The sequence below is a fragment of the Microvirga sp. KLBC 81 genome (assembly GCF_003075415.1).
GTDB lineage: Bacteria > Pseudomonadota > Alphaproteobacteria > Rhizobiales > Beijerinckiaceae > Microvirga.
The window spans coordinates 44261-56497 of the sequence record NZ_QDAH01000021.1 but is presented as its reverse complement, the minus strand read 5'-3'; the positions used below and the strand labels follow the sequence as shown (position 1 = coordinate 56497).

At 62.9% G+C, this 12237-nt stretch carries 13 protein-coding genes; 10 read left to right on the top strand and 3 right to left on the bottom strand.

Annotated features, from left to right (window positions below; all coding sequences use genetic code 11):
* Positions 1 to 62 precede the first annotated feature (62 nt).
* The 10 genes from DC522_RS34815 (at position 63) to DC522_RS37265 (ending at position 9008) form a co-directional block, all read left to right on the top strand.
* On the top strand, positions 63 to 230 hold the full coding sequence (locus DC522_RS34815) for a hypothetical protein (RefSeq protein WP_165820166.1): 168 nt from the start codon (positions 63 to 65) through the stop codon (positions 228 to 230).
* A gap of 126 nt (positions 231 to 356) precedes the next feature.
* Positions 357 to 2165, top strand: a complete 1809-nt coding sequence (locus DC522_RS15040) for a methanol/ethanol family PQQ-dependent dehydrogenase (protein WP_116529493.1) — start codon at positions 357 to 359, stop codon at positions 2163 to 2165.
* A complete protein-coding gene (locus tag DC522_RS15035) occupies positions 2146 to 2967 on the top strand; it encodes a substrate-binding domain-containing protein (RefSeq protein ID WP_116529492.1) in 822 nt (273 codons plus the stop codon). Before DC522_RS15040 ends, DC522_RS15035 begins: the two co-directional genes overlap by 20 nt.
* Positions 2964 to 3524, top strand: a complete 561-nt coding sequence (locus tag DC522_RS15030) for a c-type cytochrome (protein ID WP_116529491.1) — start codon at positions 2964 to 2966, stop codon at positions 3522 to 3524. The genes DC522_RS15035 and DC522_RS15030 overlap by 4 nt, the downstream gene beginning before the upstream one ends.
* A 7-nt stretch (positions 3525 to 3531) precedes the next feature.
* Positions 3532 to 4536: a cytochrome c oxidase subunit II gene (gene coxB / locus DC522_RS15025; RefSeq protein ID WP_116529490.1), complete on the top strand. Its 1005-nt coding sequence runs from the start codon at positions 3532 to 3534 to the stop codon at positions 4534 to 4536.
* A 101-nt stretch (positions 4537 to 4637) separates the two neighbouring features.
* Positions 4638 to 6545: a cytochrome c oxidase subunit I gene (gene ctaD, locus DC522_RS15020; RefSeq protein ID WP_116529522.1), complete on the top strand. Its 1908-nt coding sequence runs from the start codon at positions 4638 to 4640 to the stop codon at positions 6543 to 6545.
* A gap of 71 nt (positions 6546 to 6616) precedes the next feature.
* Positions 6617 to 7186, top strand: coding sequence for a cytochrome c oxidase subunit 3 (locus DC522_RS15015; protein ID WP_245444180.1), 570 nt, complete (start codon positions 6617 to 6619; stop codon positions 7184 to 7186).
* Between the two features lie 4 nt (positions 7187 to 7190).
* Positions 7191 to 7541 carry a hypothetical protein gene (locus DC522_RS15010; RefSeq protein ID WP_116529488.1) on the top strand — a complete coding sequence of 117 codons (351 nt, stop codon included), beginning with the start codon at positions 7191 to 7193 and terminating at the stop codon, positions 7539 to 7541.
* Positions 7538 to 8446, top strand: a complete 909-nt coding sequence (locus tag DC522_RS15005) for a cytochrome c oxidase assembly protein (RefSeq protein ID WP_116529487.1) — start codon at positions 7538 to 7540, stop codon at positions 8444 to 8446. The genes DC522_RS15010 and DC522_RS15005 overlap by 4 nt, the downstream gene beginning before the upstream one ends.
* Positions 8427 to 9008, top strand: a complete 582-nt coding sequence (locus DC522_RS37265) for a cytochrome c family protein (protein WP_371679637.1) — start codon at positions 8427 to 8429, stop codon at positions 9006 to 9008. The genes DC522_RS15005 and DC522_RS37265 overlap by 20 nt, the downstream gene beginning before the upstream one ends.
* Positions 9009 to 9075: 67 nt before the next feature.
* On the opposite strand, the gene DC522_RS14995 is transcribed toward DC522_RS37265, so the two are convergent.
* From DC522_RS14995 to DC522_RS14985, 3 genes are all read right to left on the bottom strand, one after another.
* Positions 9076 to 9780: an RNA polymerase sigma factor gene (locus tag DC522_RS14995; RefSeq protein WP_116529486.1), complete on the bottom strand. Its 705-nt coding sequence runs from the start codon at positions 9778 to 9780 to the stop codon at positions 9076 to 9078.
* Between the two features lie 79 nt (positions 9781 to 9859).
* On the bottom strand, positions 9860 to 10408 hold the full coding sequence (locus DC522_RS14990; protein ID WP_116529485.1) for a hypothetical protein: 549 nt from the start codon (positions 10406 to 10408) through the stop codon (positions 9860 to 9862).
* Positions 10401 to 12203, bottom strand: a complete 1803-nt coding sequence (locus DC522_RS14985) for a family 1 glycosylhydrolase (protein WP_245444178.1) — start codon at positions 12201 to 12203, stop codon at positions 10401 to 10403. Before DC522_RS14985 ends, DC522_RS14990 begins: the two co-directional genes overlap by 8 nt.
* Positions 12204 to 12237: the final 34 nt, after the last annotated feature.

Here is a 12237-nt window from a genome sequence, read left to right as displayed (position 1 = left end):
CATGGAACACGGGCCTGGCTTCCCGGTTGCATCCAAGGGATGAATCTCACGGATGATCGACGATGACGGAGCCAGCCGGCAGCTCGTTGCGAAAAGACTTCCGCGTCTTTCGCGATCCAGGTTTCCTGGTCACGCTGTTCCTGATTGGATTCCTGATGGCCATCGGGGCTTATGTCCTTGTCCACGCATCCAACGAGTACGGCATCCCGGTTCAGGACTATTGGCGATGACGGCTCACCCGTCCGAGATCCGTTCCATCCATTCTTGATCACGTTTTCGGGAACATAGTGGAAGCGCGGCGATTAGAATCGAGCCGATGCCGAGGCGGCGCGTCCTGGCGTTCCGGAGAACACATTTTGGGTGGAGCTCGTCTTGCCCTCGTCTTGGCAGTCTCGCTGATCCTTCAGCCGGCCACTCCGATTCTGGCCCAACCGACCCCATCTCAGCCCGCCGCACCTTCCTTCGCCACAAGTCCCGAAGACGGGCAGTGGACCATTCCGCAGAAGAATTTCGCCTCGACCCGCTACAGCGATCTCTCGGAAATCAACACCGCGAACGTGAAGAGCCTCCAGGTGGCCTTCACCTTCTCGACCGGTGTGAACCGGGGGCAGGAATCCGCACCGCTCGTGGTCGGCGGTACGATGTATGTGCTCTCGCCCTATCCCAACATCCTCTACGCTCTGGACCTGACCCAGCCCGGGGCGCCGATGAAGTGGCAGTACAACCCGAAGCCGGCCGCGGCCGCGCAGGGAGTGGCGTGCTGCGATGTGGTCAATCGCGGTCCGACCTTTGCCAACGGCCGGATCTTCTTTACGACCCTCGATGCCCACGTCGCGGCCGTGAATGCCGAGACGGGAGAGGAGGTCTGGAAGACCAAACTCGGCGACATCAACAGGGGCGAGACCATGACCATGGCGCCCCTGATCGCGAAGGACAAGGTGATAGTCGGCATCTCCGGCGGTGAATACGGGGTGCGGGGCTGGATCCAGGCCCTCGACATCGATGACGGTACGAGCGCTTGGAAAGCCTACAGCACCGGCCCCGATCAGGACGTGAAGATCGGTCCGAACTTCAAGCCATTCTATGAGAGTGACAAGGGAAAGGACCTCGGCGTCACCACGTGGCCGGCGGATGCATGGCAACAGGGCGGGGGAACGGTCTGGGGCTGGCTTTCCTACGATCCGGACCTGAACCTGCTCTATCATGGCACCGGCAATCCGGGTCCCTGGAACCCCAACCAGCGCCCCGGCGACAACAAGTGGACTGCCGGCATCTTTGCCCGTGACGCCGACACCGGCGAGGCGCGATGGTTCTATCAGACGGCGCCCCATGATCTTCATGATTGGGACAACATCAACGAGATGATCCTGCTCGACATGGAGTGGGAAGGGCAGCCCCGCAAAGTGCTCGTGCATCCGGGGCGGACCGGCTTCGTTTATGTCATCGATCGGACGACTGGGGAGGTACTGTCGGCCAAGCCCTACCATGCGCTCACCGCCGTGACAGGTGTCGACGTCAAGACCGGGCGCCTTCAATACAATTCTGAAAAAGAGCCGGTGAACAACCGCGTGATCCGCGACATCTGCCCGACGGCACCCGGTGCGAAGGACTGGAACCCGAGCGCCTTCTCCCACAAGACCGGGCTTCTCTACATCCCGCATATGAACATGTGCATGGACTGGGAGAGTGTCGAGCCGAACTACATCGCCGGGACGCCCTATGTCGGCGCAGAGGTGCGCATGTATCCCGGACCGGGCGGTCACATGGGCGAGTTCACCGCCTGGGACATTAGGGAAGGCAGAGAGCTCTGGACGATCAACGAGCGCTTTCCGCTCTGGAGTGGTGCGCTCGCAACAGCGGGAGATGTCGTCTTCTACGGCACCATGGATGGCTGGTTCAAAGCCGTGCATGCGCGCACCGGCGAGGTGCTGTGGCAGTTCAAGGTCGATTCCGGGATTATCGGACAGCCGACCACCTATCGCGGGCCTGACGGGAAGCAATACGTCGCCATCCTGTCGGGCGTGGGTGGCTGGGCGGGGGCCATCGTCTCCGGCGATCTCGACCCGCGCGACGGCACGGCTGCCAAAGGCTTCGTGAATGCCATGCGCGAGTTGAAGAACGTCACGACCAAGGGAGGAACGCTCTATGTGTTCAAGCTTCCTTAGGGGGGCCGTTCTTGCCGGCTTGGTGATTGCTGGAGGCGTTCAGGCGCGTGAGCTTCGGGTCTGTGCCGATCCCAACAACATGCCGTTCTCCAACGAGGCGGGCGAGGGGTTCGAGAACAAGCTCGTTTCCTTGATTGCAGACGAGCTCGGGGCGGAGGTTCGGTACACGTGGTGGGCGCAGCGCCGTGGCTTCCTGCGCAACACATTGAAAGCCGGGGCCTGCGATCTGGTGCCCGGCCTTCCGGCTAACCTCGAGGGTGTGCGCACGACAGCGCCTTACTACCGCTCGTCTTATGTCTTCGTGACCCGCCGCAATGGTCCCGAGATCAAGTCCTTCAACGATCCGGCTCTTCGCGACCTGACGATCGGCGTTCATCTTATCGGCGATGACGGTTCGAACACGCCGCCGGCTCACGCGCTCTCCCGCCGCGGGATTGTCGGGAACGTACGCGGCTACATGATCTACGGCAACTACAACGATCCCAATCCGCCGGCACGCATCTTGAAGGCCGTAGCAGATGATGAAATCGATGTGGCTGTCGTCTGGGGACCTCTCGGCGGATATTTTGCGGAGCGTGAAAACGTGCCGCTCAAGGTCATGCCTGTGCGGCCGATCTTCGACGGGCCGCAGCTTCCCATGGTGTTCGATATTTCCATGGCCGTGCGCAAGGAGGACGAGGCGTTGCGCCAGGAGATCGATGCGGCGCTTTCCCGCAGGCGGACAGAGGTGAATGCCATCCTTGCAGCCTACCGAATTCCGCGTCTCGATGCTGGCCTGGAACAGGCGGGGCGCACCCGATGAGGCGGTTCCTGATCCTATCCACGATCGTACTGATCCTCGCCGCTTGCGAGCGGGAAGATCGTGAGTTCCGGGCCAATCCGGTGACGGCCGAGACGCAGGAGAAGATCGCCCTTGCACCTCTCTCCGCCGGGCCGGGCGGACCGACGGAACAACGCTCGGGCCTTGGTAAAGAATACGAGGAGAACGCCTATCACATCTCGCAGGGCCAGCGGCTTTACACCTGGTTCAACTGCAACGGCTGCCACGCCAATGGCGGCGGCGATTCCGGGCCTGCGCTGATGGATGACCGCTGGATCTATGGCGGGCAGATCGAGAACATCGTGCAGACGATCCGCGAGGGGCGGCCGAACGGCATGCCGTCATTCCGCGGCAAGATCCCGGATGACCAAATCTGGCAGATTGCCGCCTATATCCGCTCGATGGGGCGCAATGTGCCGAAGGCCGCCGCACCTGGTCGCAGGGACGACCTGAGTCCGGGACCAGCCGAGCAGCGCCGACCGCCAGGCGAGGTGATCGATGGAGGCCAGATCCCACCTTCCGCCCAGATGCCGCAGTGAGGAAGGGATGAGGAGAAACGTCCCATTTCTTCTGCTCATGGCTCTGCCTCTGGGAGGTTGCCAGGGCTGGCAATCGGCTCTCGATGCTCACGGACCTGCGGCGAGTAGCTTGGCCCGCATGTTCTGGATCTTCGTCGCTGTGCTGGTCACGGTGTGGGCCCTGACCATGATCGCGCTTCTCCTGTCACTGCGCAGGCGGCGCCCCGCTGATGCTGATCCGCTCGCAACCGATCCTCGGACAGAGCGGCGCATGACCATCACGGTTTCCGTGGCGATCGGTCTGACGCTTCTGACCGTCATTTCCCTAACGGGCCTGAGCTACGCGGCCCAGAAGGTGCTGTTCGCCTATAAGGATGGCACGCTGACGTTGCTCGTCACGGGTCGCCAATGGTGGTGGCAAATCACTTACGAACATTCAGAGTCGAACCGCGTCTTCACCACGGCTAACGAGATCCACATTCCGGTGGGCGAGCCGGTGCTGATCAAGCTCGAATCCTCCGACGTGATCCACTCGTTCTGGATCCCGAGCCTCACCGGCAAGATGGATGCGATCACAGGGCGACAGAACCAGATCCAGATTCAGGCGGATCGTCCAGGGATCTACCGCGGCCAGTGCGCCGAATACTGCGGCCTCCAGCATGCGCATATGGGCCTGCTCGTCATTGCAGAGAGCAAGGAGGATTTCGAGCGCTGGCGGGAGCACCAGACCGCGTCCGCCATTCCGCCGCAGGACGAGGAGCGCCAGCGTGGCATGGAGATCTTCCTCTCCAAGCCCTGTGTCATGTGCCACCAGATCCGTGGCACGGATGCTGGCGGCAAGGTCGCTCCGGATCTTACCCATGTGGGCAGTCGCCGCACCATTGGTGCCGGAACTCTGGAAACAACGCGCGGCAACATCGCGGCTTGGATCGTCGATCCCCACGGCGTCAAGCCGGGTGTGAACATGCCGACCATCCAACTCGAACCTGACGAGGTTCAACCTCTCGCAAGCTATCTGGAGGGGTTGAAGTGACCCGAGCCATTACCTCGCATGAATTCGATGCCGTTCCTGAGGTGAGTCGCCTCGCCACCGGTGAACGTGGCGGTCTTCCGGGCGTGCAGAGCGAGGCGGATGTGCCGCCGAGCCCGGATGAGCTGCGCGACGACCAAGTCGATGGGCCGGAACTATCGGCGCGACTCGCCAAGACCTGGGGCACGGACAAGGGACTGATCGGTGCGCTCTCCACGGTGGATCACAAGATCATCGGCCGCCGCTACATCATCACCGCCATCATCTTTCTCTTTCTCGGCGGCCTGTCGGCCGTGGCCATGCGCCTGCAGCTGGCTCAGCCCGAGAGCAAGCTGATCGGGCCGGATCTCTACAACCAGCTCTTCACGATGCACGGTACGACGATGATGTTCCTCTTCGGCGTGCCCATCGGCGAAGCCTTCGCGGTCTATCTCGTGCCGCTCATGGTCGGCACCCGCAACATCGCCTTCCCGCGCCTGAACGCCTATTCCTATTACGTGTACCTGTTCGGCGGCCTCATGATCTGGGTCGCCTTCATGCTGAATATTGGGCCGGATGTCGGCTGGTTCGCCTATGTGCCTCTGTCCGGGCCCGAATTTTCCCCGGGCAAACGAGCAGACTTCTGGGCCCAGATGATCACCTTCACGGAGGTGGCAGGCATCGCCGTTGCGATCTCGGTCATCACCACGGTGTTCAAGCTGCGTGCGCCGGGCATGACGCTCGACCGGATCCCGCTCTTCGTCTGGGCCGAACTGGTGAACTCATTCGTGATTGTCTTCGCCCTGCCGGCGGTGGTGACAGCCTCCGCCATGCTGATCCTCGATCGGCTCGTGGGCACGCATTTCTTCAACCCTGCGGAGGGCGGAGACGCGCTGCTTTACCAGCATCTGTTCTGGTTCTTCGGCCACCCGGAGGTCTACATCATCTTCCTGCCGGCCACGGGCTGGGTCTCCGCCATCGTGGTCACCTTCGCCCGGCGACAGGCTTTCGGCTACATCCCTTTGGTGCTCTCCCTTATTGCGACAGGCTTCCTCTCTTTCGGCCTGTGGGTACACCACATGTTCACGACGGGCTTGCCACAACTAGGAGCCAGCTTTTTCACGGCGTCGAGTATGCTGATTGCCATCCCGAACGGGATCCAGATCTTCTGCTGGATCGCGACGCTCTGGGACGGACGGCCCGTGTTCCGCACGCCGCTCCTCTTCATCATCGGATTTTTCTTCATCTTCGTCGCGGGCGGCCTGTCGGGGATCATGCTCGCCTCCGTGCCTCTCGACACCCAAGTGCACGACACCTTCTTCGTCGTGGCGCATTTCCACTACGTGCTCATCGGCGGCAATGTCTTCCCGCTGCTTGCCGCCGTCTATTACTGGTTCCCGAAATTCACCGGTCGCATGATGAGCGAGCGCATTGGCAAGTGGCATTTTGGGCTCGCCTTCATCGGCTTCAACGTGGCGTTCTTCCCCATGCACATCACGGGCCTGATGGGTATGCCGCGGCGGGTCTATACCTATCTTCCCGAAATGGGCTGGGGGAACCTCAACCTGATCTCGACCATCGGTGCGGTCCTGTTCTTCGCAAGCTTCGTCCTCTTCCTCTACAACATCGTCTCGAGCGCCCGCCGCGGTCCCCTGGCGGGACCGAACCCGTGGGATGCAGGAACCCTCGAATGGGCAGCCGCGTCGCCGCCGCTGCCCCAGAATTTCGACCGCATTCCCGTCGTGACGAACCGGGAGCCGCTCTGGGCCAATCGCGGCAGCCTGCCTGTCGTGGCCGGATTGAGCGTCGAAAACCGGGAGCAGCTCGTGTCTACGATCACCCACGGCCGCGCTGATCTCAGGGAATCCGCGCCTGAACCCTCGATCTGGCCGTTCATCGCGGCGGTGGCTACGGCCATTCTCTTCATCGGCTCGATGTTTACCCCCTGGGCTGTGGTGTGGGGCAGCGTGCCTCTGGCCGTCGCTTTGTTGGGATGGTTCTGGCCGAAGGCGAGCACGGAGGATGAGCGATGACGGCAGGCCCTTCTCACTCTGATCCCGGCGGGGCGCCTCTGCCGCACAGAATCGTGCTGAATGCTCGTCATATGCCGAGCTACGCTTATGATCACCGCAGCCCGATCTGGTGGGGAACCCTCGGCTTCGCGGCGGCCGAAGGCATGGGCTTCGCGCTGGCGATCGGCGCTTATTTCTATCTCGTCTTCATCAACGGTAATTGGCCTCTCAGTGCGCCTCCGCCTGATCTTCTCTGGTCGAGCCTTTTCACCCTTGTCATGCTCGCCAGCCTTTGGCCAAACCACATGGCGAAGCGGGATGGCGAGCGGGAGGATCTCGCCCGTTCCCGCCGTGATCTCGTGATTATGAGCCTGATCGGCCTCGCTCTCGTGGGCCTGCGCGTCCTGGAACTCGGCTTCCTTCACGTGCGGTGGGATCAAAACGCCTATGGCTCGATCCTGTGGTTCCTTCTCGGATTGCACACGCTGCATCTCGTCACAGACCTCGGCGATACCATCGTTCTGGCCGTGCTGATGTTCACGCGACACGGGCACGGCAAGCGCTTCTCGGACATCGGCGACAATGCCTTCTACTGGTACTTTGTCATTGCCTCGTGGCTGCCGATCTATCTGCTCATCTATTGGTTCCCCAGGTGGTGGTGAGATCATGGCGGCATGGCTCTCCCGCGGTATTCCGTCGGCTGGCATCTATGCCGGACCGGTGGCTTGGCTGATCGACACGCAGTTCAACTACGCTGCCGTGCCTTGGGTCTGCGCCCATCAGGTGCCGCTTGTTCCCATCTTCGCTATCGCCATGGCTGCGGTAAGCCTCTTCGGCGGCTTTCTCTCCTGGCGTGGCTATGCCACTGCCACGCCGACGCCGAGACCAGACTCGACGGGAGCAGGCCGGCCGCACCGCTTCACGGCGCTGATCGGCATCGCGATGGCCGCCCTGTTCACGGTCATCATTCTGCTCCACGGCACGGCAGGCCTCGTCTTCCACGGATGTGAACGATGAGAGCCCTTGCCATCCTCCTTGCGCTTGTCGTTGCCACCGAGGTCAATGCCCATGCTGGCCACGTGCACTGGCTGGATACCGGGACGACCTGGACATGGAGCCCCTGGGTCACACTCCCGCTTGCCGTGTCAGGCGGGCTCTATCTGTCGGGCGTGATCCGTCTGTGGCAACGGGCCGGCATCGGGCGGGGCGTGAGGCGCTGGCAGGCTTCCTGCTTCGCCGGCGGATGGGGGCTTCTGGTCCTTGCCCTCGTCACGCCGCTTCACTGGCTCGGCGAGCGCTTGTTCGTGGCTCACATGATCGAGCACGAGATCCTCATGGCTCTCGCTGCGCCACTCCTGGTCGTCGGCCGCCCAGTCGCCATGCTCTGGGCCTTGCCTTCCTCCATGCGGCACAAGGTTGGAGGCATCGGTCAGAAGCCATCTGTCGCACGGTCATGGCGAGCGATGACCAATCCACCCGTCGCGACTTTGATCCATGGCGCCGCGCTCTGGATCTGGCACGCTCCCGCGCTCTATGAGGCTGCCCTGGCGGATTCCCAGGTGCACTGGCTGCAGCATCTCAGCTTCTTCGTCACGGCCCTTCTGTTCTGGCGCGCGCTCCTGCAGGGGCGGGAGCAGGCATATGGACCTGCGGTCTTCTACCTGTTCGTCACTTCGCTTCACACGGGCTTTCTCGGGATCCTGCTCGCCTTCCTCCGGCGCCCGATCTATCCGACCCAGACCTCGGGCGCCGCCAAGTGGGGCCTGACGCCTCTCGAGGACCAGCAACTGGCCGGCCTCTTCATGTGGATCCCGGCAGGGATCGTCTATGCCAGTGTAGCCCTCGTTCTGGCCGGTCTGTGGATCGCCCGCTCAGGACATTCCCATTCAAGAGGAGGGCAGCATGCCGGCGCTGCGCGGTAAAGCTCTCATTCCTGTGGCCGCGGTGCTGATCCTGCGGGTTGTCGGGATGGTGCTGGGCCTCGGAGGCCAAGTCCCCTCAGGACGGACAAGAACCGCCCGTCGCGAGGAGTTCGATGCGCATGCTCACCTTGCCGGCGTGCTTCTACCCGAGCCGAGCCGTGTCGGACGCAGATCCGTTCTCATCGGCGTTGCTCTTGTTCTTCTGGCCGGTGCAGGCATCTATGCGGGTTATCAGATCAAGTTTGCTCGCGAGGCTCGGGCCCGCGCCATTGCTCTGACGGATGGCGATCCGGATCTTGGACGTGATCTGACCCAGCGCTATGGTTGCGCCGGTTGCCACACCATTCCCGGCGTTCCCCGAGCACAGGGCAATGTCGGCCCGACCCTTCAGGGCTTTGCAGCGCGGGTCTATATCGGTGGCGTGGTGACGAACTCGCCGGAGGCTCTCATCCAGTGGATCGAGAATCCACGTTCCATCGATCCCAAAACGGCCATGCCCATCACCGGCATTTCCCGCGCCGAGGCGCGGCATGTCGCAGCTTACCTGTACACGCTGCGCTAACCGCACCGCTCTGGCCAAATAGGAGTCGGAAAGCGGCAGGGCTGCCGATTATCGGATCGTGTGGATTTCACTCGTTCGAGTTGATTCCGAGTTTGCCCAGCACGGCCTCCGTGATCCTGGCGCAGCGGGTGCCGGCACATGGGAAGACATCCACCAACGTGGAGGACAGCCTTTCATGCAGTGACTGCCGCAGGAGACGCCGGGCGCGATGGAGTCTGGTCTTGACCGTCTCAGGGCGCAGGCCCAGATGCGATGCGGTCTCCTCGATGCTCATCTCCTCGATGTCCCGGAGCACGAAGACCATGCGAAATGGATCGGGCAGCTGGTCCACCGCGCGTTCGAGCAGACGTCGCACCTCGGCCCGAGTGGCTGCGGCTTCCGGGTCGCTGTCCTGGCGCGCCGTCGGCAGGTAGATCACGCAGGTCTCTCCTTGATCCTTGATCGCATCAATGTCCTTCAGACCGACTGTGAGACGTCGTCGTCGGAGTCGACCCAGCGCCTCATTCAGCGCAATGCGCGTGAGCCAGGTTGAGAGCTGTGACTCACCGCGGAAGCCGTCCAGATGGGTGAAGGCGCGAACGTAGGTCTCCTGAACCACATCCTCGGCTTCAGCATCATCGTGCAGGACACTGCGGGCAACACGGTAGAGCCGGCGGTTGTGTCTCTGCATGATGAGCCGAACCGCTGTCCCGTCCCGTTTGCGGGCCCGCTCAACCAAAGCTCTGTCATCGAGCCCATCCAATCCTGTTGCCGCAACGGCTGCTGTTTGCATGGCCAAGCTCCCATCTCCGGCTATTAGATAGGTCATTCTCAGAAAGGTTCCCGAATCGGACGGAGAATGAGGATCCTTTTCAGCGTGACGGGCGACCGGAGGAGGGGAGCCGCCGAAGCATCCTCGTCTGGGCCGCCGCCTCCGGTCCCGGACAGAGGGACGCCAAGCGTGATCGGTTCTCCAGGCTCACATGCAGATGACGGTGGATGAGGGGGAACACCACACCCGTTACCAATCCCCAGAGCAGCTGGGCCAGCAGCAATCCAGCAGCGGGGTAGCCACGCAGGATGGGCTGGTCCGGCAGCCATTGCAGCAGCGGGACCGGCCCCAGCATCCAGAGGACGAAACCATACGCCATCCCGAAGAGCCAGCCGCCCTGCACATCGTTGGCCGCCCGCTGGAACAGCCAGCCATAAAGGATTCCGCCGAAGAGCATCAGGGCGGCATAAGCGAGACTGGCAGAGAACACGGACGTGCCGGCGGCCTTGGCAGGCGCGTCGAGCGCCTGGAATCCAGCGAGGATCGCCAGGGCCGGGAGGGCGGCAATTACGCCCGCTGTGGCACCTGCGAAAAGCGGCCGTTGGGTTGGGCCGGCATCAAGGCCATGGGCCCGGAGCATTCTAAGCATGGTGTCGTTTCGCCTCCCGTGTTGCGATCTCCGAGGTTGCCTCCAGGGCCGCCTCGATGGATGGAGCCTCGCCGAGGTCAGCCTGGAACAGATCCACCAGGTGCTGGTAGGCGAGGCCCACGGTTCGCGGATCGCGGTTGAGGTCGAACAGCCCGACCGGATTGACGTTGCCGAGCGGCTCCCGCAGCGCGATATCCCAATCGACCTGATCCGTGAGCGAGTACCAGGTGAAGCCCACGACCGGCACGCCTGCCTGACGGATCAGCTCCACATTGTGCCACTGCCGCCAGAGCCAGCGTGGCCCGTCGCGGGCGTCCATGCGGTTGGTCTCGGTGTGCATCATCGGCCGCCGGTAGCGCTGGTAGTACTGGCTGGCGATGGCATACCACCCGAACAGCTCACCCAGCGTCTGCGCATGCCCGTTGCTGTCGATGAGCTTTTCGTTCCACTCGTAATAGTCGACACCCAGAATGGCCCGCCTGCGCACGTCCTGATGCATGAACCACGCGTATTCCTCAGCTGGCATGCCGTGCTGGAAGAGATAGGCGCGCGTGTCCTCGTGCACGGGATGAGCATAAAGGAGGTCCAGCGGCAGGAAGCGCCGCTCGTTTTCGAAGGCGGCGATGCGGCGGATTTCGGGATCGGGGCAGCAGGGCTGATAGAACTCACCGCTCTCGCTGTTGACGAAGATCGCATCGGGGCGCTCGTCCGCAATTGCTTGCATCATGAGCACACTGGCCCTGGCGAGATGGCGCACAGCTGTGACGAAGGCGCGCTCGTCTCGGCGCTGCTCGTTCCACAATCCTTCGAGGGCGCTCAGCTTGGCGCAGACATACATCTCGTTCACGGGAGTGTAGAACCGCACCCACGGATAGCGCCGGGTGAAGGCCCGGGCATAGTCGGCAAGCGCCTGCGGCACCTCCGGGTTCTGGAAATTCTGCAGCCAGTCGGGCAGGCCGAAGTGGCACAGGTCCATGATCGGCACGATTCCGAGCCGCTGCATCTCGGCGGCAACCTCGTCCAGAAAGGCCCAGTCATACTGGTCGGGGCCGCGATGGATGAGATGCAGGGGAGGACCATAGCGTAAGTATCGAAGGCCGAGGTCCCGCGTGAGCTGTAGGTCGGTGCGCCAGTGGCGGTAATGGCCGCAGGCCGCCATCTGATCCATGCGCCACCGCCCGCCCTCAAGGGTGGGATAACTGCACTCGATGCCGGTAGCAAACATAAACCGGTGATCGACCGGTTCGGGAGCTAAACGGCAGGACGGCCCTGAGCCGCCGGGTCGGGGGCTCAGTCGCAGGGGCCGATCCACCGGGTAGCCGACGGGCCGGGTGTAGAGCAGGCCCAGCACGGTGCCCCAGATCAGGTGGCCGGCGGCAATGGTGAGCGGCTCGTGCGCCCCGCCGCTCAAACCGAACAGTCCGGAAGAGGGCAGCTGCCCGCTCTGGACGAGCGGGTGCATGAGGTCGAATTGCGGATGCATGATGAAAATCGCCAGGGGCATGGGCACGAAGGCGAACACCAAGCCCTGGAGAGCAGGGCGCAGCGGCAAGACGGACCAGAAGAAGTAGGCGTAGAAGACGGCCCAGATTGCGCCGACCAGCAGGTGCAACAGCATGCCGACGGTCCAGGATGCCCAGGCGCCTGCGTGCGGCAGAGCCAGGGATCCGAGCGTGCCGACGATGTCAAAGACCGGCAGGCCGGCCCAGATGAGAAGTCGGGCCACGACTTCCCAAGCCATTGCGCCTGCCATGCCGGCGAGAACCGCCTTTGAGTAGGCAACCGAGCGGATCATGGCGCCCTCAGGTGTATTGGCCTGCCTTGGCTGC